Origin of the sequence: Wolbachia endosymbiont of Oedothorax gibbosus (assembly GCF_936270145.1) — a bacterium.
Taxonomy (GTDB): Bacteria; Pseudomonadota; Alphaproteobacteria; order Rickettsiales; family Anaplasmataceae; genus Wolbachia.
This window is the reverse complement of record NZ_OW370537.1, coordinates 112,378-135,706: the sequence shown is the minus strand read 5'-3', so window position 1 is coordinate 135,706 and position 23,329 is coordinate 112,378. Positions and strand designations below refer to the sequence as shown.

At 34.8% G+C, this 23,329-nt stretch carries 23 protein-coding genes, 1 tRNA gene, 2 rRNA genes and 2 pseudogenes; 13 read left to right on the top strand and 15 right to left on the bottom strand.

The window, feature by feature from the left end; translation table 11 throughout:
- Window positions 1-21: 21 nt before the first annotated feature.
- From rpmH to NBW37_RS00675, 3 genes and pseudogenes are all read left to right on the top strand, one after another.
- Window positions 22-156, top strand: a complete 135-nt coding sequence (rpmH, locus tag NBW37_RS00685) for a 50S ribosomal protein L34 (protein WP_006279898.1) — start codon at window positions 22-24, stop codon at window positions 154-156.
- A gap of 67 nt (window positions 157-223) precedes the next feature.
- Window positions 224-499, top strand: a pseudogene (gene rnpA / locus NBW37_RS00680) (ribonuclease P protein component); the annotation flags it as partial.
- An 82-nt stretch (window positions 500-581) separates the two neighbouring features.
- Entirely contained in the window at window positions 582-806 is a 225-nt protein-coding gene (locus tag NBW37_RS00675) for a hypothetical protein (protein WP_250296970.1), read from the top strand.
- A 16-nt stretch (window positions 807-822) separates the two neighbouring features.
- Here the strand turns inward: NBW37_RS00675 and rrf are convergent.
- Both rrf and NBW37_RS00665 read right to left on the bottom strand, forming a co-directional pair.
- Window positions 823-929 (bottom strand): 5S ribosomal RNA (rrf, locus tag NBW37_RS00670).
- A 66-nt stretch (window positions 930-995) separates the two neighbouring features.
- Window positions 996-3,761, bottom strand: a 23S ribosomal RNA gene (locus tag NBW37_RS00665).
- Window positions 3,762-4,096: 335 nt separating this feature from the next.
- Between NBW37_RS00665 and NBW37_RS00660 the strand changes: the two genes are divergently transcribed.
- The 3 genes from NBW37_RS00660 to ruvX are packed head-to-tail and all read left to right on the top strand — an operon-like array spanning window position 4,097 to window position 7,484.
- Window positions 4,097-5,173 (top strand): methyltransferase domain-containing protein, encoded by a 1,077-nt coding sequence (locus tag NBW37_RS00660; protein ID WP_250296525.1) that lies wholly within the window; start codon window positions 4,097-4,099, stop codon window positions 5,171-5,173.
- A 58-nt stretch (window positions 5,174-5,231) separates the two neighbouring features.
- Window positions 5,232-7,016 (top strand): ribonucleoside-diphosphate reductase subunit alpha, encoded by a 1,785-nt coding sequence (locus tag NBW37_RS00655; protein WP_250296524.1) that lies wholly within the window; start codon window positions 5,232-5,234, stop codon window positions 7,014-7,016.
- Window positions 7,017-7,484: a Holliday junction resolvase RuvX gene (gene ruvX / locus NBW37_RS00650; protein WP_250296523.1), complete on the top strand. Its 468-nt coding sequence runs from the start codon at window positions 7,017-7,019 to the stop codon at window positions 7,482-7,484.
- A gap of 44 nt (window positions 7,485-7,528) precedes the next feature.
- Here ruvX and ruvC read toward each other — a convergent pair whose 3' ends face one another.
- From ruvC to pheS, 12 genes are all read right to left on the bottom strand, one after another.
- The gene (gene ruvC, locus NBW37_RS00645; protein WP_250296522.1) at window positions 7,529-8,017 is read right to left on the bottom strand and encodes a crossover junction endodeoxyribonuclease RuvC; all 489 of its coding nucleotides are present in this window, start codon (window positions 8,015-8,017) and stop codon (window positions 7,529-7,531) included.
- Window positions 8,018-8,845 carry a cytochrome c oxidase subunit 3 gene (locus NBW37_RS00640; RefSeq protein WP_250296521.1) on the bottom strand — a complete coding sequence of 276 codons (828 nt, stop codon included), beginning with the start codon at window positions 8,843-8,845 and terminating at the stop codon, window positions 8,018-8,020.
- A 47-nt stretch (window positions 8,846-8,892) separates the two neighbouring features.
- A complete protein-coding gene (locus tag NBW37_RS00635) occupies window positions 8,893-9,624 on the bottom strand; it encodes a thiaminase II/PqqC family protein (RefSeq protein ID WP_250296520.1) in 732 nt (243 codons plus the stop codon).
- Window positions 9,593-10,267, bottom strand: a complete 675-nt coding sequence (locus NBW37_RS00630) for a thiaminase II/PqqC family protein (protein WP_250296519.1) — start codon at window positions 10,265-10,267, stop codon at window positions 9,593-9,595. Before NBW37_RS00630 ends, NBW37_RS00635 begins: the two co-directional genes overlap by 32 nt.
- Before the next feature lie 126 nt (window positions 10,268-10,393).
- Window positions 10,394-11,566 (bottom strand): methionine adenosyltransferase, encoded by a 1,173-nt coding sequence (gene metK, locus NBW37_RS00625; RefSeq protein ID WP_250296518.1) that lies wholly within the window; start codon window positions 11,564-11,566, stop codon window positions 10,394-10,396.
- 62 nt (window positions 11,567-11,628) lie between these two features.
- Window positions 11,629-11,705: transfer RNA gene (locus NBW37_RS00620), tRNA-Ile, on the bottom strand.
- A 9-nt stretch (window positions 11,706-11,714) separates the two neighbouring features.
- On the bottom strand, window positions 11,715-11,984 hold the full coding sequence (rpmA, locus tag NBW37_RS00615) for a 50S ribosomal protein L27 (protein ID WP_010082252.1): 270 nt from the start codon (window positions 11,982-11,984) through the stop codon (window positions 11,715-11,717).
- Between the two features lie 10 nt (window positions 11,985-11,994).
- On the bottom strand, window positions 11,995-12,297 hold the full coding sequence (gene rplU / locus NBW37_RS00610) for a 50S ribosomal protein L21 (protein ID WP_250296517.1): 303 nt from the start codon (window positions 12,295-12,297) through the stop codon (window positions 11,995-11,997).
- A 198-nt stretch (window positions 12,298-12,495) separates the two neighbouring features.
- Entirely contained in the window at window positions 12,496-12,759 is a 264-nt protein-coding gene (locus tag NBW37_RS00605) for a P44/Msp2 family outer membrane protein (protein WP_250296516.1), read from the bottom strand.
- Between the two features lie 5 nt (window positions 12,760-12,764).
- Window positions 12,765-12,983, bottom strand: coding sequence for a hypothetical protein (locus tag NBW37_RS00600; protein ID WP_250296515.1), 219 nt, complete (start codon window positions 12,981-12,983; stop codon window positions 12,765-12,767).
- A 71-nt stretch (window positions 12,984-13,054) separates the two neighbouring features.
- Window positions 13,055-14,347, bottom strand: a complete 1,293-nt coding sequence (gene glmU / locus NBW37_RS00595; RefSeq protein WP_256466270.1) for a bifunctional UDP-N-acetylglucosamine diphosphorylase/glucosamine-1-phosphate N-acetyltransferase GlmU — start codon at window positions 14,345-14,347, stop codon at window positions 13,055-13,057.
- Window positions 14,348-15,391, bottom strand: coding sequence for a phenylalanine--tRNA ligase subunit alpha (gene pheS, locus NBW37_RS00590; protein ID WP_250296513.1), 1,044 nt, complete (start codon window positions 15,389-15,391; stop codon window positions 14,348-14,350).
- 145 nt (window positions 15,392-15,536) lie between these two features.
- Between pheS and NBW37_RS00585 the strand changes: the two genes are divergently transcribed.
- The 5 genes and pseudogenes from NBW37_RS00585 (at window position 15,537) to NBW37_RS00565 (ending at window position 19,719) form a co-directional block, all read left to right on the top strand.
- The gene (locus NBW37_RS00585; RefSeq protein ID WP_250296512.1) at window positions 15,537-17,012 is read left to right on the top strand and encodes a hypothetical protein; all 1,476 of its coding nucleotides are present in this window, start codon (window positions 15,537-15,539) and stop codon (window positions 17,010-17,012) included.
- A gap of 61 nt (window positions 17,013-17,073) precedes the next feature.
- Complete coding sequence (locus NBW37_RS00580; protein ID WP_250295817.1) at window positions 17,074-17,946, top strand: IS982 family transposase; 873 nt, start codon at window positions 17,074-17,076, stop codon at window positions 17,944-17,946.
- A gap of 15 nt (window positions 17,947-17,961) precedes the next feature.
- A pseudogene (locus NBW37_RS00575) lies at window positions 17,962-18,273 on the top strand (hypothetical protein); the annotation flags it as partial.
- Between the two features lie 189 nt (window positions 18,274-18,462).
- Complete coding sequence (locus tag NBW37_RS00570) at window positions 18,463-19,059, top strand: riboflavin synthase (RefSeq protein WP_250296511.1); 597 nt, start codon at window positions 18,463-18,465, stop codon at window positions 19,057-19,059.
- Window positions 19,060-19,116: 57 nt separating this feature from the next.
- Window positions 19,117-19,719, top strand: a complete 603-nt coding sequence (locus NBW37_RS00565; protein WP_250296510.1) for a CvpA family protein — start codon at window positions 19,117-19,119, stop codon at window positions 19,717-19,719.
- Between the two features lie 122 nt (window positions 19,720-19,841).
- On the opposite strand, the gene NBW37_RS00560 is transcribed toward NBW37_RS00565, so the two are convergent.
- Entirely contained in the window at window positions 19,842-21,203 is a 1,362-nt protein-coding gene (locus tag NBW37_RS00560; protein WP_250296509.1) for a phosphomannomutase/phosphoglucomutase, read from the bottom strand.
- Window positions 21,204-21,333: 130 nt separating this feature from the next.
- Here NBW37_RS00560 and NBW37_RS00555 point away from each other — a divergent pair, with 130 nt between their 5' ends.
- Together NBW37_RS00555 and NBW37_RS00550 are read left to right on the top strand one after the other, a co-directional pair.
- On the top strand, window positions 21,334-22,191 hold the full coding sequence (locus NBW37_RS00555) for a hypothetical protein (protein WP_250296508.1): 858 nt from the start codon (window positions 21,334-21,336) through the stop codon (window positions 22,189-22,191).
- 61 nt (window positions 22,192-22,252) lie between these two features.
- Window positions 22,253-23,264, top strand: a protein-coding gene (locus NBW37_RS00550; protein WP_250295836.1) for an IS630 family transposase whose coding sequence is annotated in 2 segments (ribosomal slippage) — window positions 22,253-22,765 and window positions 22,767-23,264 — 1,011 coding nt in all. Because the reading frame shifts where the segments join, the coding sequence is not laid out codon by codon here.
- Window positions 23,265-23,329 lie beyond the last annotated feature (65 nt).

Below are 23,329 nucleotides of genomic sequence, written 5' to 3'. Positions count from 1 at the left end.
AATTATATTAATATAAAAACAATGAAGAGAACATTTCAACCAAAAAATTTGATAAGAAAGCGTAGACACGGATTTCGTTCACGTATGGCAACAAGAGCTGGAAGAAAAATCCTTAATAGGCGCCGTTCATTAGGGTGTAACAAATTATGCGCATAGTAAGTATAAAAAAAAAGATTTTTCCTCTGCTTTCAAAAATAAATTAGCACTCAGCAGTCTTTTTTATCGTGGGCTTTATATATCACTATACGCTATAAAAGAAAGAGAACCTGAAAAGTACATTCATACTATTAGAGTAGGTCTGGCTATCAGTAAAAAAGCCGGGAAAGCAGCAAAAAGAAATAAAATAAAAAGGCAACTACGAGTACTTGCTAAAATTAACATTTTAAATATAAGCAATATAGGACACTACTACATAATACTAACTCATAGAAACATTATGCAAGCAAGTTATAAAAACTTACAAAAAGATCTAACTATTTGCTTAAAAAAGATAAAATAAAAAAAAATCTCAATTAAGGTATTTACAACTATATTTTTTATGATAACATAAGTAAAATTTTTAAAATAAGTTAATGGGTGTGATGGTAGAGAGTGAAAAAGAACAAGATAAAAATCTCAATATAAATACAAATAATGTTAAAGAAGATTTTTATGAATATAAAGAATCTAGTTATCGTACACAATGGGAATTAGCATTTGAGCAAAGTCAATACTTAGAGCAGAATAAGAATAAGCCTAGACCGCAATTATTAGATTTGAGCATAGAAGCAACTTCTCATAATAAAAAAATTATTAAAAGGCGATAAAAAGAAATTTTTATAAACTTGGCGGCGACCTACTCTCCCTTTTCAAGTACCATCAGCGCTAAAAAGTTTCACTTCCGAGTTCGAGATGAGATCGGGTGGTTCATTTTTGCTATAGCCACCAAGTCAATAAAAATTTCTAACTTAACAATTTTAACTTAATATTTAACACTGCATACACACATATAGAAAGCAAATAAATCAATCAGGCTATTAGTACTAGTTAGCTTCACATGTTACCATGCTTCCACACCTAGCCTATCAACGTGGTAGTCTTCCACGGCCTTAATTGGGAAATCTTTTTGAAGAGGGTTTCTTGCTTATATGCTTTCAGCAATTATCCCATCTATACATAGCCACCCAGCGATGCTATTGGCATAACAGCTGGTACACCAGAGGTATATCCATCTCGGTCCTCTCGTACTAGAGTCAGACCTTCTCAAATTTCCTTCACCCACGGCAGATAGAAACCGAACTGTCTCACGACGTTCTAAACCCAACTCACGTATCACTTTAATCGGCGAACAGCCGAACCCTTGGGACCTTCTTCAGCCCCAGGATGTGATGAGTCGACATCGAGGTGCCAAACGGTGTCGTCGCTATGAACGCTCGAACACCATCAGCCTGTTATCCCCGGCGTACCTTTTATCCGTTGAGCGATGACCCTTCCATACAGAATCACCGGATCACTATGACCGACTTTCGTCTCTGCTTGGCTTGTCAGCCTCGCAGTCAGGCAAGCTTATGCCATTATACTATCAAGCTGATTTCCGACCAGCTCTAGCTTACCTTCGCACGCCTCCGTTACTTTTTAGGAGGCGACCGCCCCAGTCAAACTACCCACCATACAATGTCCTAGTTCCAGATAATGAAACATAGTTAGATATCAAAAGTGTAAAGGGTGGTATCTCAAGGTTGACTCCATTATAGCTAGCGCCATAACTTCAAAGTCTCCCACCTATCCTGCACATCACACTTTTAATAGCAATGTAAAGCTATAGTAAAGGTGCACGGGGTCTCTTCGTCTAACCGCGGGTACCCCGCATCTGCACGGGGAATTCAATTTCGCTGAAGTGATGTTGGAGACAGTGGAGAAATCGTTACGCCATTCGTGCGGGTCGGAACTTACCCGACAAGGAATTTCGCTACCTTAGGACCGTCAGTGTTACGGCCGCCGTTTACTGGGGCTTCAATTTAGAGCTTGCACCCCTCCTATTAACCTTCCAGCACCGGGCAGGCGTCAGACCCTATACTTCCACTTACGTGTTTGCAGAGTCCTGTGTTTTTAGTAAACAGTCGCTACTCCCTATTTTGTGCCACCTACTCATAGTTGCCTAAAAGCAGGTTACCCTTCTTCCGAAGTTACAGGTATAATTTGCCGAGTTCCTTCAACATCATTCTTTCAACACCTTAGTATACTCTACTCATCCACCAGTGTCGGTTTGCGGTACGGCCTCATAAATATAAGTGCTATTTCCTGGAGCTTCTTTTAAGCATAGATCAATCCAATAAGATCTATACAAATACGAAACCCGTCACACTTAAGAGGTTTAGGAATATTAACCTAATTGCCATCGACTACTCCTTTACGGACTCGCCTTAGGAACCGACTAACCCTACGCAGATTAACTTAACGTAGGAACCCTTAGATTTTTGGTGAGAGTGTTTTTCACACTCTTTTACGCTACTTATGTCAGCATTCTCACTTCCGATATCTCCAGCAGTTTTCACAAACCACCTTCACAGACTTACGGAACGCTCCGCTACCGCACCCATTGATCGAAATCAACAAGTACTCACATCTTCGGTATACAGCTTTAGCCCCGGTACATTTTCGGCGCAGAAAAACTTATTTAGACAAGTGAGCTGTTACGCTTTCTTTAAAGGATGGCTGCTTCCAAGCCAACCTCCTAGCTGTAATGGTTTTTCTACTTCCTTCCCCACTTAGCTGTAATTTTGGGACCTTAGATAGTGATCTGGGTTGTTTCCCTTTTCACCACGGACTTAGCACCCGTAGTGTGTCTGCTGTATAATTAATTGTTGGTATTCGGAGTTTGGTTAGATTTGGTAAGATGATGAATCCCCCTAGTCTATCCAGTGCTCTACCCCCAACAACATACATACAACGCTCTACCTAAATAGATTTCGCGGAGAACCAGCTATTTCCAAGTTTGATTGGCCTTTCACCCCTAATCACAACTCATCCAATAATGTTGCAACATTAACTGGTTCGATCCTCCAGTGTGTTTTACCACACCTTCAATCTGGTCATGACTAGATCACTTGGTTTCGGGTCTAATCCATAAAACTAAAACGCCCTATTCAGACTTGCTTTCGCTACGCCTACACCTAACGGCTTAAGCTTGCTTCATAGATTAACTCGCTGACCCATTATGCAAAAGGTACGCTGTCACTCTAAATATCAATAAATTGATATAGAGCTCCAACTGTTTGTAAGCACTTGATTTCAGATTCTATTTCACTCCCCTCCCGGGGTTCTTTTCACCTTTCCCTCACGGTACTTGTTCACTATCGGTCGTTAAGGAGTATTTAGGCTTGGAGGATGGTCCCCCCATATTCAAACAGGATTTCACGTGCCCCGCTCTACTCAAGGATTTAAGAACTTTCTACTTATACAGGACTATCACCTTCTATGGTTACTATTTCCAGAGTATTCTAATTCTTATTCTTAAATCACTAGCCTTTTCCGCTTTCGCTCGTCACTACTAACAGAATCTCGGTTGATTTCTTTTCCTTTGGCTACTTAGATATTTCAGTTCACCAAGTTTGCTTTACATACTTAGTATGTAATAATTAGCTAAGCTAATTGGGTTTCCCCATTCGGAAATCTGCGGATCAAAATTTGTTGACAATTCCCCACAGCTTATCGCAGCCTGCCACGTCCTTCATCGCCTCTTAACGCCAAGGCATCCATCAAGTGCTCTTAATAATTTATTTATCCGACTATATGCAGAATATGCAGAGTTAAATATTATTAAAATTGAATTGAGATTAAACTAATCTCTACCATAAAACTTGTCAAACATCTAAAAACTAAATTAATCTTTTATATATTATAATCTAATAAATAATATGTCAACGCCTTTTTGCACAAAATATTTACTTATATTATCAACAACAATATACTAGCAATCCTAAACAGTATAATCTGAGAAATATGCGGTAAACTTATATATACAGTAAAAATTAATGAAAAAGATACTTTGTAAGATAAAATGTGTTAAAATCAATTGCCTAAAAATGATAATGAACATTCGGAGTATTTCTAATGTATGAAAAGTAATCTCTCTTTTATAAAAAACGTTGCTTTAAATTGTATGTCTAAGCTCATTAGCGTATTAAATATTAAGAAAGTAAAATACTCCATTGTGAATAAATATAATACTCTTTATAAAGAAATGACAGTGCTTCTTAAAAAATCTAAGAACCTGTTAAATACCAACATTGAAATCGGTTTATATCACTTTTATAAAGGTAGCATATCAGATGCAAAGTTACGATTTTGGTTAATTAGCATATTTTACCCCCATTTACCTATAGTCTGGTATAACATCGGAAGGTGTCATTTTGCGGTAGGGAATACTAACAAAGCTTATAATTATTTAACAAAGACACTAAAATTAGATAGTGACCACGAGGAGGCATCTTACTATATAAAAAAAATGACAAACTCAGCGCCTATTACAGAATTGCCCAAAAATCTTATAAGACAATATTTTGATTACACAGGCGAATATTTTGTTGAGCATTGGTTGATTGCCAAACAATATAGAGGGCATGAACTTATACACATGATAATTACAAAAATCTTTAACAACTCCACTTCTGAGCTCAATATACTTGACCTTGGTTGTGGGACTGGAATATGTGGTCATTTCTTGAAAATAAATAGTACTGGAGGCCACATAACAGGAATTGACATTTCAAGTAGAATGCTAAATATCGCAAGAGGATGCTTTATAAAAGGTAAGCCTGTTTACAATGAATTAATACATATGGAAATGAAAGAGTTTCTTAAACAAGAGAAAAACCAGCAGTATGATGTAATTATCTTTGCTGAAGTGCTACATTATCTACATGACTTTCAAGAAGAATTGGCATTAGCAAAAAGATCTACGAGCAAAAAAGGGGTTATTGTATGTTTAATAAGAAGAAAAGAAGGTGAAGGTATTGACTTTGTAAACAAAGGAGACTATTTTTGTCACTCAGAAAGTTATGTTCAACATGTTGCAAAAGAAATAAATATGCAAATAAATTATATGAGTTACTGTAAAATATATGGCAGTCAGGTTGACGGTATCTTGTTTGCATTACAGCATCAACAAAAAAGTCCGAAAAATCCAACTTAAAAATCGCTCAAAATGACTTTTAAGTATCTATATATAATAAAAGAATAAAAGGAATTTTATGAATAACATTACTATTAATTACGCAAAGGATAGCAAATTAACCGATTTTGGAAAAGCAGTTCTATCAGACAGGTATTTAATAGAAAATGAAAGTTATCAAGACCTCTTTGCACGTATTGCTAATTACTATTCTGATAATAAAGAACATGCGCAGCGTCTTTATGACTACATGAGCAATTTGTGGTTCATGCCTTCAACACCAATACTCAGCAATGGTGGCACCAAGAGAGGGTTGCCTATCTCTTGCTTTCTTAATGAAACCGAAGACAGCTTGCAGGGAATAGTTGACTTATGGAATGAAAATGTTTGGCTTGCTGCACGTGGTGGAGGCATAGGTAGTTATTGGGGAAATTTACGTTCAATTGGTGAGAGTGTAAAAGGCAGTGGTAAAACATCAGGAATTGTTCCATTTATTGTAGTACAAAATGCTCTAACGCTTGCAATTAGTCAGGGATCCCTAAGGCGAGGAAGTTCAGCAGTCTACCTTCCTGTATCTCATCCGGAGATAGAAGAGTTTCTGGATTTACGCAAGCCAACAGGCGGTGACCCAAATCGCAAAGCGTTAAATATACATCATGCTGTAATAGTAACAGATAAATTTATGCAGGCTGTTGAGAATGATCAAGAATGGAATTTAATAAGCCCTCACAACAATAAGGTTATTTCAACTGTAAAAGCGCGGGATATGTGGATCAAAATATTAACAGCAAGAGTTGAAACTGGAGAACCTTACATTATTTTCCTTGATGCAACAAATAACAATAAGCCAGAATCTTACAAAAAGCTCACCTTAGACATCAAGATGTCAAATCTATGCAGTGAAATAACTTTAACCACAGGTTATGATCACCTGAATAAGTCACGCACTGCTGTGTGTTGTCTATCATCTGTAAACCTTGAGTACTACGAAGAATGGAAAGACAATAAACTCTTCATAGAAGATATAATGCGCTTTCTTGATAATGTATTGGAAGATTTCATAAATAAAGCACCAAGTGAAATGCAGCGAGCAAAATATTCTGCAATAAGAGAACGCAGTATTGGTCTTGGTGTTATGGGTTTTCATTCATTTCTACAAAGCAAAATGGTTCCTTTTGAATCAGTAACAGCACAACAATGGAATAAAAAAATATTTAAGTATTTACGCGAGCAAGCAGATATAGTTTCTAAAAAATTAGCAGAAGAAAAGGGGGCATGTCCTGATGCCAAAGAAGTTGATCTAATGGAAAGGTTTACACACAAACTCGCTATTGCTCCTACTGCCTCGATCTCCATTATTGCAGGTAATACCTCCCCTGGAATAGAACCATACGCAGCAAACGTATTCATACAAAAGACACTTACAGGCTCATTTGTAGTGCGAAATAAATTCTTGCAAAAACTATTAGCAGAAAAAAATCAAGACAATGATAAAATATGGTCTTCAATTTCAACAAACGAGGGTTCCGTTCAGCATTTAGATTTTCTTAGTGAGCATGAAAAATTGACATTTAAAACAGCGTACGAGCTTGACCAAAGATGGATTATAGAACATGCAAGTGATAGAACTTCGCACATTTGTCAATCTCAATCAGTAAATCTGTTCTTACCTGCCAACGTACATAAACGTTACTTGCACAAAATACACATGCTTGCTTGGAAAAAAGGATTGAAGAGCTTATATTACTGCAGATCACAATCAATGCAGAGAGCCGATAAGGTCTCGCATGACATATTCAAAAAAAGTGAAATATTACAACAAAAAACAGATATTGACTACGATGAATGCTTGTCGTGTCAATAGATGCTACATAAAAGTCCAGATGAGTTTCTAAAGTCTATTCCAAAAGATAAGCGCATAATGTGCCTTGACATGGGAGAAAAGCAAATAGGCATAGCATTTAGCGATAAAACACAGCTTATAGCCACAGCTCATAGTGTATATTATAGGAAAAATATGAGCAAAGATTTAGGTTATCTGCATAGAATATTTAAAGAAAATGAAGCTGGATCAATGGTAATAGGACTACCATTAAAAATAGACGAACAAGAAACTAAATGGTGTAAAACCATAATCCAATTCGCAAATAAAATAATAAAAAAATATAAAGTAAATATATACTTACAAGACGAAAGCTTCTCCACATCTATGGCAACTCATGCACTAAAAATCACTGGAATATCAATCACAAAATCGAAAAAAATAGATGATAAAATCTCCGCATGTATTATTTTGCAACGAACGTTAGACAAGATAAATGCAATTAAATAATTTCTCCAGATCTGGAAATCTTCAAACTGAATCTCATATAAAAGTTACTCAACAAAACAAGAACCTTTCGTATAAGCATGACAAATTGCTACAGCAAGAGCATCAGCAGCATGGTGACATTTTATATTCAAATTTTTAACTATCTGCTTCACCATAAATATAATCTGATCCTTATCAGCATGGCCATTTCCGGTAATGCTTTTTTTTACATAATTTGCATCATATTCATTCATAGTTAGTTTTGTTATTTTTAACGCTAAAATTACAACCCCTCTTGCATATCCTAAAGTTAGTGAAGATTTAGGATTTTTATTAACAAAAATTTTCTCCACCGCAGCTTCATTCGGAGAGTATAGGAAAATTACTTTCTTTAATTGTTCAAAAATCACATATAGGCGTTCATCTGTATTGAGCTTATTGTCAGTTGATATGGTACCGCCACCCAAAAATTCAATATTATTTTTTTCGTTTAGGTCGATAATGGCCCACCCCGTCTTGCTTATCCCTGGATCTAGACCTATTATTTTAACCACTTAATAAACGCTTAACCAATAGACAAATAAAAATAAAAATATCCAGACTATATCTACAAAGTGCCAATACCAGGAGGCAAACTCAAAGCACAAATGTTCCTGAGGTGTAAACTGGCCTTTCCGCGCTCTAAATAAACACACTGATAAAAATATTATTCCTATTATAACGTGTGCGCAGTGAAAACCGGTAATCATATAAAAATTAGATGTATAAATAAGCTTTTCTCCTGTTTCTTGTAGAGAAAAACTCGCTTCATGATACTCTATTGCTTGCACTATTATAAAAAAAACCCCAAGCAATATAGTTATGGACAGCATTTTAATCATGCTCTTTTTATCATTTTCAAGTAAAGAGTGATGTGCTGAAGTAACTGTTGTACCAGAAAGCAATAATATTAATGTATTCATGAATGGTAGTGACCACGGATCAGGTGGCAAAATTCCCTCAGGGGGCCATTCAACTTTTTTTGCAGGAGAAAATGCCTCAAATAAAAAAACTGGATCAAGCCAGGCTTTAAAGAATGAACAAAAGAACACTATAAAAAATACGACCTCCGAGAGAATAAATAAGTACATTGCAAATTTGAGTCCATGTTTTACAATGGCAGTGTGACATTTGTCATAAATGGCCTCCCTTATTACATCTCTCCACCAATAGAACAGCACCCCTGATACTGCGGAGATTCCCAGAACTAAACAAAACATTCCGAAAATTTGTTTATGAAGCGCACCAACTAATCCAAGTGCAAGAATAAGAATTGCTGCTGATATAGCAATTGGCCAAGGGCTTGGATCCACTAAATGAAAATCATGTTCTTTACTTTTCATAGCATTTAAAAAAATACTTATTAAGGATACAAACTAGCTTAAAATTGTCAATATTCCCTAAAATCTTGATTGAATTGTGAAAAATTATATGTGCTATTCAAAAAATCTAACATAAATTGTGCGCTTATTCTAAATAACTTAAGCATCTTGCTCTTTTCACTTTCTCTTGCCCTGCTGCAATATTCATCAACAATATTTTCCAAAATAATGCATCCAGATTCTATAAAACTACCGCTATAACAATCAAACCAATCCTTATATCTATTATTTTTCTTGAATCTATTTTTCATACTATCAACGATAGTCTTGTATATAAACATATAAGAATACAAAACTGTTATGGCTTCATAAGTGTTGCTATATGAGGTAGACAAAAGAAAATTAGTAAAATTTAAGCACTCAAGAGATTTCTCTCCACGACTTATAGCATATATAGCAAAGTAGTGGTTATGCAAAATTCTCTCAATAGCAATTGCCCCTCGAGCCACCCTAATAAGTGAAACAATATTGTTACAGCCTTCTACCCTGGATGCAGTAATTAAGACGGTACGAATATAATCACTCAAGAGTAATGTACCTTGTTGAATATAGAATCTGAAACTTTCTATACTTAGAGTGTTATTCTCCAATTCAACATTAAAAGGATGCTTAATTATATCCTTCAAAAGATTTGATCCATAACAACTCTTAATTATACCACTGAACACTATAATACTGCCAACGTAAACAACTTGTGCTAATGCGTTTTTATTGAGGTATATTAGAGCAATATGCCTCATCCAAAAACATTATCTCTAGCTCCAGCCCTTTCCTACAAAGCTCATATATCTTTTCCTTTTCACAGTCACTAGCTCTTTTGTATAGCCTACTTGTAATATCACTAACCTCCTCAACCACCGCGTCCATTCCTTTGCTATTACAGATATCAATCCACTTTTTGTATTTGTTATTTTTAATCCCCTTAGTTGTTATCTCATTTGCCATATGGCATATAACAATTTGGTATACATTAAAGAGAGAATAAGACAACACTAAGTTCTCAGTAACAGAATTGTGATACGCAGTACTCATGAAAAGGTCAACACAGGCAGAACAAGCTCTTGACTTTTTATGATTATCAGATAGATCACAATCCTCGAAATATTTTTTATATTGTTCTCGAAAATCAAATGCTCCTTTTGCTATATCAATTAACCTACTTACTGTTTCAACATCATTAACTTTAGCTGCAACAACTAAATGAGCACGAGCACAATCTACAGAACATAGAAAATCCTGCTGAAGGTAAAATTTAAATCTTTTATAATCTAAAGTACCATTCATCATTTCAACATAAAAAGGATGTTCTTTCATCCTATCAATAAGATCGAAAAGCTCTTTTACAATTACGTTGTACAGTTCTCCTTCTATTTCGTTATACACTTTAATGAGCCTCACAATAAAAACTGAATATAATAATTATCACTAATACAGTATAATGATTATGAAAAAGCAATTATACTTCAACAATAAGCTAGTATATAAATATAGGGCTGTAAATCAAAAATTTTAGCAATCTAAAGAAATTTTACTATTACCTTCTATATTGAATTCTCTACAAAGATCATCAGATAAGTCCATACCTTCCCAAGAAAATCCATCGTCACTTTCCGATTCTTTACCAAAATGCCCATAGCAGGCTGTACGTTTATATATAGGGCGATTAAGCGATAAACGTTCGATTATGCCTTTAGTTGATAAATCTATGTTACCTTCAATAAACCCTTTAATCCTCTCTTCATCTATTGTATTCGTGCCAAATGTATCAATGTAAAATGAAGTAGGTTGTGATATACCAATTGCATAAGAAAGCTGCACAAGGCAACGTTTGGCCAAGCCGGCAAAAACAATGTTTTTAGCAAGGTATCTTGCCATATAAGCTGCAGATCTATCAACTTTGGTTGCATCTTTTCCGGAAAATGCCCCTCCACCGTGTGGAATGTAACCTCCATAGGTATCAACCATAATTTTTCGTCCGGTTAATCCACAATCACCAACTGGCCCACCAATAACAAATCTACCAGTTGGATTGACCAAGAGATTTTCCTCAGGACATATCCATCCTTCAGGTAAAGATGAAACTATGTAAGGGTAAATTATTTCTTTTACTTTTGATTGATCCAAATTCTCAGGGTGCTGTATTGAGACAATAATACTTTCAGCACGTACCGGGAGGTTATTCTCATACGCCAAAGTGATTTGTGATTTTGCATCCGGACCAAGTTTTGCTTCTTTAACTGCGCTCATGATATTTTTCAGAATCAAATGCGCATAAAAAATAGGTGCTGGCATAAGGTTTTCTGTCTCTGTTGTTGCATAGCCATACATTATGCCCTGATCCCCAGCACCTTGATCTAACCCTATTGCAATGTCATTTGATTGCTCATGCAGCAGTATATTTACCTTCACTTTTCTCCAGTGGAAACCATCATGCTCATAACCAATATCTTTTATTGTATTCCTTACAATACTTTCAATCCTGCTATTCTCAATGTTAGGCCCAAACACTTCCCCAGCTATAATAACATTATCCTTTGTAACTAAAGTCTCTATTGCAGCTCGCGCAAAAGGATCAGTAAGAAGATATTCATCAAGTATTGCATCTGAAATCTGATCCGCTACTTTATCTGGATGACCAGCTGCCACTGACTCACTGGTTATTAAATTTTTATATAAACTCATACTCTAGGTTCCTGCTCATACAATACCAAAACTGCTATAGAGAAAAGTTCGAACGAACAAAATGGTGGGTCTGGGAAGAGTTGAACCTCCGACCTCACGCTTATCAGGCGTGCGCTCTAACCACCTGAGCTACAGACCCCTGATTTATTCAAGCTGAAGCTTTCATATTATCTGTAGGCAAGATATCAATAAAAGTCTTTTTATTTGCTGACCTCCTAAAACTAACCCAGCCTTCTATTTTAGCAAAAATCGTATGATCTTTACCTATACCAACATTCTTTCCAGGATGGAATTTTGTGCCTCTTTGGCGCACAATTATGTTACCAGGAATAACCTTCCCATTCTTCTTTATTCCTAACCTACGACCTGCTGAATCTCTACCATTACAGGAACTACCACCTGATTTTTTAGTTGCCATATCTTACCTCTTACTTTTGAAGATTAATTTCATTGATACGAAGAATAGTTATATACTGCCTATGACCAGTCTTTCTACGGTAATTTTTTCTTCTTTTTTTCTTAAAGATTATAATTTTTTCTCCTCTACACTGCTCCAATACTTCAGCTTTAACAGTAGCATTAGATGAACAAGATAAGCCATTATTTGAAACACAAATCACCTTATTGATTTCCACTTCTCCCTTTTCTTCAGCTTCTAACTTCTCTACTTTTATTATACTGCCTTCTTTTACTAAATATTGCTTCCCACCAGTCTCAATTACTGCAAACATGATAAATATAAATTATTGTTATTAACTTTAATCGTAAACGATGTTGCTTATACTGTCAATATAAATAAAAAACATGAAATATTTCTATCTTTATCCTCTTTCCTTTGGCAAGTAGTAAAGTTTTAAAACTTTACTACTCTTAAATTCTCTTAGTCTCATAGAAACTTTACGATGCTAATAAAAGCTTTCAATCGGAGCTTATAAATTAAAACTCATTCCAAGTTCAAACCCATGAGAAAAATTACTGAACTTGTGAAGTTTATAGCCAGCGAAAACATTCGTTCTCTCAGAAAGTGGAAGATTAATACCAGAACCTATCTGGTAGGAAAAAAACTTTTCTACGTCTAGCTGTTGATCTTGCTGTGCTGGGTGAGATACTTTAGCTCCACCTCCTACACCAAAAGTAATATAAGGAGTAATATCCGTACTTTCAAATTTATGATGATAATGAAGCTTTGCCATGAATCCTAGCTCTCTGCCAAAGATCCTCCAAACAAAACAGATTTGACTACAGGACCAGCTGAAATTTTTATGCTATCTGTATAATGATAGCCAAGCTCATAATTAATACCAAGCCAGCCATATGATGAAGAAGTATAGATCCTATCTTTAATCCAATCAACTCCAAAACATGGCTTTGCCAAAGAAACAGTAGATAATATAGCTAAAGCAAATAATTTTTTCATTTTGACCTTCTAAATGTTAATATGTGCATATATACGCATATTAACATTAAAAATAATTTAACTACAGTAACTTACTTCATCTTCTTAATCACTTGTTTTTCTCTTGCTATTGCAAGGCTTTTTTCTGGTACATCTTCCACTATAACACTACCTGCTGCAATTACAGAGCCATCACAAACATTAAGCGGTGCAATTAGTGAGCTATTGGCGCCAACAAAGCAATCACTCCCTATATTTGTTTCATGTTTATTTTTCCCATCATAATTACAAACAATAGTGCCTGCTCCTATATTACTCCCCTGCCCTAACTTAGTATTTCCTATATAACTTAAGTGTTTTATTCTCGTGTTTTGACCAACTTCACTTGTTTTCACTTCCACAAAATTTCCTATTTTTGCCTTATTATCAATTGTTGTGTTTCCGCGTATTCTGGTAAATGGACCGACCTCAGCATTACTTTTAATTAAGCAGTTTTCTAAATGCGAAAATGGCAGTATTTTCGCACCAGACTCTATTTTCACTTCAGGACCGAAAAAAACGTATGGGTAAATCACTGAATCTCTGGCAATTTGCGTCTCAAGAGAAAAGAAAACAGTCTCTGGTGCAACAAGCGTTACCCCGAAGTCGATAAAAACTTTTCTTTGATTTTCTTGAAAAAAAAACTCAGCTTTTGCAAGGTCATTTCTGTTATTTATTCCAATTGCTTCTTCTCCACCGGTAATAACGTAACTGACATTTAAATTACTCTTCACTGCAATGGAAACTATATCGGTCAAATAATATTCATGAGTTGAGCTATTGCACTCTATTTTCTCCACCAATTCACGTAAATTTTTTGCATATGCAACCATTATTCCAGCATTGGCAAGAAACTCTTCATGATTATTTTGATCACTCTTTGCTTCTATGATTTCTCTTAAGGAACCATTCTCAATGATTAACCTACCATATTCTTTATTGCTTGCCCTAAAACCTAGGCAAACTAGAGCCTTGCCTTCTAAAGAGCTAACCATTTTAGTTATTGTGCTGCTTTTTATGAGCGGAGTATCTCCATACTGCACAACAACTACGCTTGAATCTGGCAAGTTTTTCAGATTTCTCGTTGCAATTTTGACTGCATCTCCCGTGCCAAGTGTTAATTCTTGTGTAATTAACTGTATATCCTCAAAGCACTTTAGTTTTTCAATTAAAGGCTGATCAACTACAACAGCAATATTTTCAGGATTTAACTGTTTTGCATTGTAAATGACATGCTGGAGCATAGAAAAACTGCCTATTTTGTGTAGGACCTTAGGCAAATCTGAATTCATCCGCCTGCCATGCCCGGCAGCAAGTATGATGAAAGTATGAGCTTTATTTATCACTTATCTTAAAGATGAGAAATGAAAACCATAATGATCAAGCCAACTGATTTTGTTATCGTAAAAGCTTCTTAGGTCGCTGATTTGATATTTTAGCATCGCAAGCCTTTCTATACCAATGCCAAACGCAAAACCGTTGTATTTAGTATGGTCTATTCCAACATTTTGAAAGACATTTGGATGCACCATACCACATCCAAGCACCTCTATCCATTTACTACCTTTATAACTTATGTCCACTTCTGCAGAAGGCTCGGTAAAAGGGAAAAAACTATTACGAAAACGTATCTTCAGCCCTTTATCTCCAAAAAACTTATTAAGGAAGTGATGGATAGTAAATTTTAACTGGCCCATATTGACATTTTCATCGACATATAACCCTTCTATCTGGTGAAACATAGGAGTGTGAGTTGCATCAAAGTCATTTCTGTATACCCTACCTGCAGCTACTATTTTAATTGGGAAAGTTTTTGTTTTTTCCATGACTCTAATCTGCACAGATGAGGTGTGAGTGCGCAGTACCATTCTTTTATCATCTATTTTATTCTTTAAGTAGAAGGTATCTTGCTCCTCTCGCGCAGGATGATGACTTGGAGTATTCAGTGCATCAAATACATGAAATTCATCTTCAATATCAGGGCCATCAACTGCTTTAAAACCCATATGTGCAAAAATAAGCTTTACTTCACTTATAACTTTACTCAGTGGATGGACCTTGCCCATTTTTTCTGGTCTAACAGGCAACGTAATATCAACTGCCTCGTTCTGCAATTTAAAGTTAACTTCTTCTGTTTTTAGCACATTTTCCCTATTCATGATAAGATGATCTATCTTATCACGTAAAGCGTTAATAACTGCACCTAAATCACGCTTTTTCCCTGCATTTTCTATCTTTTTTAAGTTGTCAAAATAAGCTCTAACTACACCTTTCTTTCCCAAATATAATAGCCTAGCTTTTTCTAAATCTTGCAAAGAAGAAGCACTTTCAATTTCGGAAATTGCTTTATCCTCAAGTGAAGGTATGTCATCTAATAACTCTTTATTCATCTCAAAAATGCTGATTTAAACTTTAATTATAGTAAAATCTTGAATAGCATCAACAATCTAAAAACTGTCCTATTCTAATTATTAATTTATTGACTAATTAATTTTTTTTATTTACTTTTACGTTGATGAATTTGCTGTATCAACCATGCACAACAGTGACACTGAAACTAAAAATAAGTACAAAATAGAGGATTTACCTAAGTTCTTTAAGGAAAGATCCAAAAACATAAGTAAAGCATTTTCTAGCAAAATAATTAAGATCAGTACCATTCGCTCAAGAAGTATTGAAAGCAATATACAAGAATTTTCATTTGAGCTAACAGTAACAGATAAAGACGCCTTTAATACAAAAATAAAATCTTTAATTGATTTTTTTAAAATCTGCCTTTCTCGGGAAAAAAATTTTACAGTCAACATAAAAGTACCAAAAGAAAGCAGTGAATTATATAATAACTACTGTAAAACTAATAGTGATAAAACTGTGGAAGAATTCGTAAATAATGCTCCGCCTCAAATCTTTCTGCAAGGAATAACAATCATACTACAGACAAATGTTAAAGACATTAACTTAGATAATTTGCACCAAATAGGGTCATTTTTAAATGAAAAGCTAAAACATGCAGAAAAAACTGAAAATGAGGAACAGAGTCAAGATACACTACAAGTAAAAGAAGCAGAAAATAAAGACAGACAAGAACAAAGTGAAACTAAGCAAAAAAACGCACAAAATAGACAAATTGTACCATTTACAGGCTCGTTTGGCTTTAACATAGCAAGCAAAGTAAATTGTAAAGCTCCAGTGGTTACTGCTGCAATAAAAGCTAATATACCAAAATATAGAATCTTCCTTCCCTTATCTAATTTTTTTAATGAAGTAATAAGGTTATCCCTTTTAAGAACATCAAAACCTTCTATACAGAGCAACAATATACCATTTGGTATCATTCCAGCGCTTGACCAGGAAAAAAGAAACATGAATCCAAGTAGTCAAGCTACTTGGGTGACAGGGGGTAATATAGGAAATCCAATACCTCAAGAAGCAGAACAGAATGTAGGTCAAACTACTTCGCACACAGAGTATTTTAAGGCCAACAGGAAAAAGAAGTCAAAAAAGCAAGCTCAAGAACTATCAGAAGAAGAAAAACAATTAGCCATAAAACAAGCACAAAATGATACTAGAGTAGCTATGATAGATAACCAGATTGAGCGCAGAGGGAAAAAACTCGATGAAATATTTATTGAAGTGATGAGTGGATACAAAAATCAAGATCCAGAAACATTTCGCAATATTTTCAGCTCAGTATTCAATATTGTTTACTTTCAAGATAAACAATTACATGCTATATTAGAGCCAGGCGAAATAACAGAAGTATTACAGATACTCGAAAGGCCACAACCTCTTAATAACTCACTTTTAGGTAAAGAATATTTACAAAAACAAGTATATAGAAAAAAAGAGCAATTGCTTAAATTGGTTTCAGGTGTTTATATACAACAACCTCCTACGCAACATAAGAACACTCCTCATAAGTCTACAAACCCTTTACCAATTAAAGATCCTTCACCAGCAACAAATGAAGCTACACCTACTAAACCCCAGTTGCGGATTAGAAGTCAGTGAAAAAGATAGGGAAATAGGGTAAACTCCGGAAACATATTATCAAAAAGTAGAGAGGTTACCCATGAATAAAAATGTAACAGAATTATTTTGCTTTGTAGACGATTTTTGCAAGGCTATAAACAAAAATTTCGCAGAAAAACTCCTGCCAAACAGTAAAAAACCTACCAGAACGCCAGAGATTACGCATTCTGAAATTCTTACTATAATTTTACTTTATCAACAATCTAGATGTGAGGACTTTAAATCTTTCTATACATATTATTTGAAAGCACTATATGGATCTGAGTTTCAAAATTTGCCAACATATAGTAGATTTATTAGGCTAAAACCGAGGGTTTTATGGTATTTAGCATTACTTTTGCAATGGCTATGTGAGCAGTCGAAAATGACAGGGATTTCGTACATAGATGCAACATCTATCGCTGTTTGCCATCCAAAAAGAATCTCAAGAAACAAAGTTTTCAAAGGATTGGCAAAGCTTGGAAAGACTACATATGGCTGGTTTTTTGGTTTTAAATTGCATATGGTAATTAATGAAAAAGGTGAAATTCAAGGAGTTACACTTACTAAAGGTAACGTTGACGACAGAAAACCAGTACCAAAATTAACTGAAAAACTGACTGGTCTTTTGTTTGGTGATAAGGGCTATATAAAGAAAGAGCTCTTTGCAAAACTCTTCGATAGAGGACTAAAACTCGTTACCAAAGTAAAAAAAGGTATGAAAAACACATTAATGCTACTTGAAGAAAAGATTTTTTTAAGAAAAAGGTCGATTATTGAAACAGTTTTTGGCTACCTAAAAGACAGACTTGAGCTTGAGCATTCAAGGCACAGGTCTCCAATAAATTTCTTGGTGCACGTCTTTTCCACATTAGTTTCATATTCCATGAAGCCTAAAAAGCCCTGTATTTCTAGATTTTACTATATTGATTAATCCGCAACTGGGGTTACTAACATTACACTCAAATCACCGTTAAAAACTGTATTTTCCTCAAAAAAGGCTTATTTTTGTCTATTCATAATAGTAGCATCTGCATCAACACTTTGCTTATGGCATTTTCCATTAGGAAAAGTATCAATGTTAAAAGGATTAGTGCCACCAGAAAAAAGAGAAAGTATTGGGTTAGCATTGAACATAGGGTTGCCAATATTAATTGCGTTGTGTATTTTAAATTTAGCTCGCTTTATATATTCTGAGTATTCTATAGAATCTATTAAGCAAGTAAGTGAAAACGATCCCCTTTCTCGCACCTATAGCTAGTGCAGACTCAGTTTTCCTGCGTCATACCGCGATTCATTCGCGGTATCTCTAGATCCCGCTAACACGTAGCGGGATGACGAATTTGTCGTTTTTTAAATTGTCGGTAAACCAGAATTACTTTAACTATAACAAAATAGAAATAAGTTGTTGTAAAAAATTTTTCATGGTAAAATTATTTATTTTCACCATATGTTTAAAGGGATTATTACGGATATCGGAACTATAACTGATACTACCACTCACCCCAACTCTGATCAAATTTTCCATATCAAAACACAAAATTTATCCTCTATAAATAAAGGAGATTCAATAGCTTGCTCTGGTGTGTGTTTAACTGTTGTTGAGATAATGAGCGATATATTTATAGTCCAAACGTCTCAAGAAACTATAAAGGTTTCTAACTTAAATACGTGGAAGATAGGCAAAAAAATAAATCTCGAACAAGCAATGAGGCTAAGCGACAGAATCGATGGCCATCTAGTTCAGAGTCATGTTGATGGGATAGTAAAAATTTTAACAATTGAACAAAATTTAGATTCTCATGAAATCAAGCTATCATGCCCACAAGAATTAATTAAATTTATTGCAAAAAAAGGCTCCGTTACACTAGATGGAGTTTCTCTCACAGTGAACTCAGTTATTAATCAGGAATTTACAGTAAATATAATTCCCTACACATGGGAAAATACAACTCTTCAGTATAACAAAGTAAATGATTATCTGAATTTAGAAATTGATATGATCACTAGGTATTTAGATCAATTGATGCAGCATAAATACAATTAATTTTACAACTTTGTTATTTACAACTATTATATCTTGAAAACCATATAGATATAAAACATGCTTTTTGATAGTATAATTATCTTCATTGTTGTTCTATGCGTAATAATCTCGGTAACTAGAGGCTTTATAAAAGAGCTATGCGCACTAATGTTTCTATTTTTATCAATTTTTCTGACAGCTAATCACTATGATTTTTTCACTCCAAATTATAGTAAATATTGTGATTCTAAAGTTACACTAAACATACTTTCTACAATCTCTGTATTTATTATACTTAATATTATATTGATGATAATAAATAACTGGTTAATGTACGTATTATCACCCATAAGGTTGGGATTTATCGATAGAGTTACTGGAATCTCTCTCGGAGTACTTAAAGGAATATTGCTCTCTTACGTACTATTTTTTGCTGTGTACTTATATTGTTACACAGTATATGACAAAGAAGAATATGGCAAAAAAGAGAAGTATTTTGAAATAAAAGCAGAAGAAATATTACCTAATTGGATAATAAACTCACACTCTTATCAGGTTTTATTTGTGACAGCAGAAGAAGTAATTGACATGTATGTACCAGAATCGTTGATACTAAAAATAAAAGAGATCGGCGGGGAAGTGGTTGATCAAGAAAAACCTAAAAATAACAAAGAAGAGTAAATATCCATTTATAAATATGTTCATCGGGAGTGCTCAAAAAGCCATATGTGCCAGATTGACTAGTGATAAGTACATTTAGCCTATTTATCTTTATGCTTTTATGCCAATTTTATAAATCAAGTTTATTTCTGTAAGTAGTTACAATTTAAAGACCTTGCTTCATCAATATAATGGAATAGAACCTTTTTAGTAAGTTCAAAACCTTCTAAAGTTTCTCCTTCGCATCTTGCTGTAATGCAGTTTTGTGTATTTGATGCTCTAAGGAGCCACCAACCTTTATTATCGTTATCGCTTACCTTAACACCGTCAAGATCTGAAAATACAATATTTTGCTTCTCCAGTGTTTTCTTTATTGATTCAATTATTTGAAATTTTTTCTCATCTTTCACTACAATCTTTACTTCATGAGTGATATATAACTTCGGTAAATCCTCAATTACCTGAGATAGGCTTTGGTTTTTCTTAAGCAAAATGTCAACTGCTTTAACAGCAGAATATAGCCCATCATCAAACCCTAGCTCAGAAAAGAAAAAGTGCCCGCTTAATTCACCGGCAAATTTTGCCTCTTCCTCTACCATCTTTTTCTTAACTAGTGAATGTCCAGTAGCGCAGGTAATAACTTGCCCTCCTAACTTACTAACAAAATCATGCACCTTCATACTCATTTTTACATTGGCAATAACTTTGCTTTCTGGATACTCCTCTAACACTTCACGTGCAAAGATCATAAATAAATGGTCATTGGAAACAACGTTGCCTTTATCATCAATTAAGCGCACCCTATCGCTATCGCCATCTAGCGCAATGCCAAGATCACATTCATATTCCTTTACAATATCAATTAATTGAGCAAGATTTTTTTCCTCTATGGGATCTGGATCATGCAGTGGAAATGCCCCATCTATAGAGTTATTGGTTACGATGTGCGTATGACCAGGCAAGATCTTTTCAATATACCTTATAATTCCACTTGCTGGACTATTTCCACAATCCCAGGCTATTTTTAATTTCTGTGTAGTATTATTCTTCACTGCACTTTTCAATATGCTAATGTACTCACTATATATATTTATGTTAATTAAGCTTCCAATTCTTGTACTGTCTTTAATTGGATTGCTTATAATTTCCTTTGTTTCTTGATCTGAGAAGACTTTTTTATTACTAAAAAATTTAAAGCCATTATATTCGCTGGGGTTATGAGAGGCAGTTATTATGATACCAAGATCCGCCTGTGTGATTTGCGTTGCAGCGTAGAGCATAGGTGAAGAGCACAGTCCAATGCGTATAACATTTGCTCCAGATAAAGTTAAGCCCCTAATTAATTCTCTTTCTATGCTCGGTGAATCTATTCTGCTGTCGTAGCCGACACAAACACTAGCTACGGTTTGGCCAAACTTTCTACCTACCTCGTACCCATCATTAATCTGCAAATCTTTGCCTACTATACCTCTAATATCGTATTTTCTTATAATGGTATTGTCCATACTGCATTGCTTAAGGAGTAATTACTATATAACATAATGGACAAGTGCTCAAGTTTATTTACTCAACGATTAGTTGACTTTTTAAAAAAATCTGTTAATATTATAGTATACCTTTTAAAGATGTAAAATTATGCCGCAGGAAAACGAAAATGTATTTATAGCTGAAAGTCAAAGTTTAGATGTAGATGAACAGAAGAAAAATGATATTTTAAGTGTCATTGAATCTTGCAGCAGCTTTCAGGAGACTATAAAACAATTGGGGGAAAAAAACTTAATCTGGTACTTTATTGGTCCTTTACGCAAAGATGAGGACATTACAGGACAGATAAATTTAAAGTGGGAAAAGGAGTTCCAAAAATTTGAGCAATCAATAGACGCAATGCATAAAGAACTTAAGTCGTCTCTGCCTAGTCAAAATTTCTTAGCGTATTCAACAACAGATAATGACTTCAAAATTAGATTTGAAAATGAAGAAAAACCAATAGAAATTAGCAATATTTTAAGGGCCAGCAGTGAAGGTAAGGTTTATAACATATCTTTAGGGGAAGATAGTCAAATAACTGCGACCAAAAAAGGCAGCGAAAGGCACTATGATTTTACTGGCTCAACCTCATGTGACATGACCATTAACTGGCAGGCTAAGGATTCTAAAGGCAATAGCATAAGTTGTAGCATGACTGTGGAAGTAGATTCCAGTGGCATAAAAAGGGTAGTTAATGAACCAAAATTTGGAGGAATAACGATCTCAGAAGAGGTATCAAAGTTAGTTGAACAAAACAAAGAAGTTTTTATCAATGGAAAAACTCTATATCAAGCTTTTACTGACATGGATAAGAGCGTGGACGATCAGCAAGCACCAGCAGAGGAAATATTTACAAAAGATCCACAACAGTCACCTACACCAAGCAGCAGTGGGTATTCCTCTCCTGGTTCGCGTAGAAGTTCTCTTTCTGTTGAGAGCGAGGTTGGTGATACCAATCTCCACTAATAGATAGACAAATAGTAAAAACTACAAATAATTGAGGCTAGAAAGAATAAATATGTAGTTTATGGCAGGAAAAAGTAAAGCAATAGGAGAAGAACTATATAATCAATGCAAGTTAGAATTAAAAAAATATGGAATAAGAGGAGAGATAGGAAGAAGGTTACAAGCAATAATATCAGCAAAGGAGTATGGTATCTCAAAAGTTGCTAAAATATATAGAATTACGAGAACGACATTAATGAAATGGATTGCAAGATTTAAAGAAAAAGGTGTTATTGGGTTTGCAATACAGCCAGGGCGAGGACCTAAACCAAAACTGAACGAGGAGAAGAAGGAAAAAATAAGAGAGGTAATAGAAGAAGATGGGGCAAATCTGACTGCTAAAAAATTGCAAGGTATAGTTGAAGGAATGTTAGCTATCAAAGTAAGTGAGTCAACGGCGAGAAGGCTTATGAAGAAGCTAGGATTTACATATATCACACCTCGTCCAGCACATTATAAACAAGACAAAAACAAACAAGAGGAGTTCAAAAAAAATCTCAATGAAATTGTGGAAAAGAACCGGAAAAAGGAGGTTTTTTTTCGATGAATCGAGATTTGGAACGCACTCAAAAGTTGGACATGGATGGTTTAAAAAGGGCTCAAGAACACAAGTTAAAGTAAAAATCGGAAGAGAAAACTTCTATCTTTACAGCGCTGTAAATCCCAGGAATGGAGAGGATATTAGCCTACTTGCTCCACATGTAAACACAGATTGCATGAACATATTTTTGGAGCAGATGTCGAAAGATTTGGGGACTAGAGAAGCTTTTCTTATCATGGATTGCGCAAGTTGGCATAGGTCTAAAGGTTTAAAAACTCCTGAAAATATCACCATAATTTATTTGCCGCCGTACTCGCCTGAGCTCAATCCTGTGGAAAGATTTTGGCAACATTTAAAGGAAAATATAATAAAGAACAAGATGTATGACTCTATTAAATTACTTGAAAATGCTGTATCTGAATTTATTCGAGATATTACGGAAAGTTCGATCAAAACCATTTGCTCTGTGAATTATTTGTCTAGTTATTTATGAGGGTTGGTATGATGAAGAGTTTGAAATCACTAATGGATACATTGACGACGACTACGATAAACAAA

Excerpts from the sequence above, each read along its gene's own strand:
- rpmH (WP_006279898.1), top strand. The coding sequence starts at position 22 with ATGAAGAGAACATTTCAACCAAAAAATTTGATAAGAAAGCGTAGACAC.
- NBW37_RS00675 (WP_250296970.1), top strand. The coding sequence starts at position 582 with ATGGTAGAGAGTGAAAAAGAACAAGATAAAAATCTCAATATAAATACA.
- NBW37_RS00660 (WP_250296525.1), top strand. The coding sequence starts at position 4,097 with ATGAAAAGTAATCTCTCTTTTATAAAAAACGTTGCTTTAAATTGTATG.
- NBW37_RS00655 (WP_250296524.1), top strand. The coding sequence starts at position 5,232 with ATGAATAACATTACTATTAATTACGCAAAGGATAGCAAATTAACCGAT.
- ruvX (WP_250296523.1), top strand. The coding sequence starts at position 7,017 with ATGCTACATAAAAGTCCAGATGAGTTTCTAAAGTCTATTCCAAAAGAT.
- NBW37_RS00640 (WP_250296521.1), bottom strand. The coding sequence starts at position 8,845 with ATGAAAAGTAAAGAACATGATTTTCATTTAGTGGATCCAAGCCCTTGG.
- NBW37_RS00635 (WP_250296520.1), bottom strand. The coding sequence starts at position 9,624 with ATGAGGCATATTGCTCTAATATACCTCAATAAAAACGCATTAGCACAA.
- metK (WP_250296518.1), bottom strand. The coding sequence starts at position 11,566 with ATGAGTTTATATAAAAATTTAATAACCAGTGAGTCAGTGGCAGCTGGT.
- rpmA (WP_010082252.1), bottom strand. The coding sequence starts at position 11,984 with ATGGCAACTAAAAAATCAGGTGGTAGTTCCTGTAATGGTAGAGATTCA.
- rplU (WP_250296517.1), bottom strand. The coding sequence starts at position 12,297 with ATGTTTGCAGTAATTGAGACTGGTGGGAAGCAATATTTAGTAAAAGAA.
- NBW37_RS00605 (WP_250296516.1), bottom strand. The coding sequence starts at position 12,759 with ATGGCAAAGCTTCATTATCATCATAAATTTGAAAGTACGGATATTACT.
- NBW37_RS00600 (WP_250296515.1), bottom strand. The coding sequence starts at position 12,983 with ATGAAAAAATTATTTGCTTTAGCTATATTATCTACTGTTTCTTTGGCA.
- pheS (WP_250296513.1), bottom strand. The coding sequence starts at position 15,391 with ATGAATAAAGAGTTATTAGATGACATACCTTCACTTGAGGATAAAGCA.
- NBW37_RS00585 (WP_250296512.1), top strand. The coding sequence starts at position 15,537 with ATGCACAACAGTGACACTGAAACTAAAAATAAGTACAAAATAGAGGAT.
- NBW37_RS00580 (WP_250295817.1), top strand. The coding sequence starts at position 17,074 with ATGAATAAAAATGTAACAGAATTATTTTGCTTTGTAGACGATTTTTGC.
- NBW37_RS00570 (WP_250296511.1), top strand. The coding sequence starts at position 18,463 with ATGTTTAAAGGGATTATTACGGATATCGGAACTATAACTGATACTACC.
- NBW37_RS00565 (WP_250296510.1), top strand. The coding sequence starts at position 19,117 with ATGCTTTTTGATAGTATAATTATCTTCATTGTTGTTCTATGCGTAATA.
- NBW37_RS00560 (WP_250296509.1), bottom strand. The coding sequence starts at position 21,203 with ATGGACAATACCATTATAAGAAAATACGATATTAGAGGTATAGTAGGC.
- NBW37_RS00555 (WP_250296508.1), top strand. The coding sequence starts at position 21,334 with ATGCCGCAGGAAAACGAAAATGTATTTATAGCTGAAAGTCAAAGTTTA.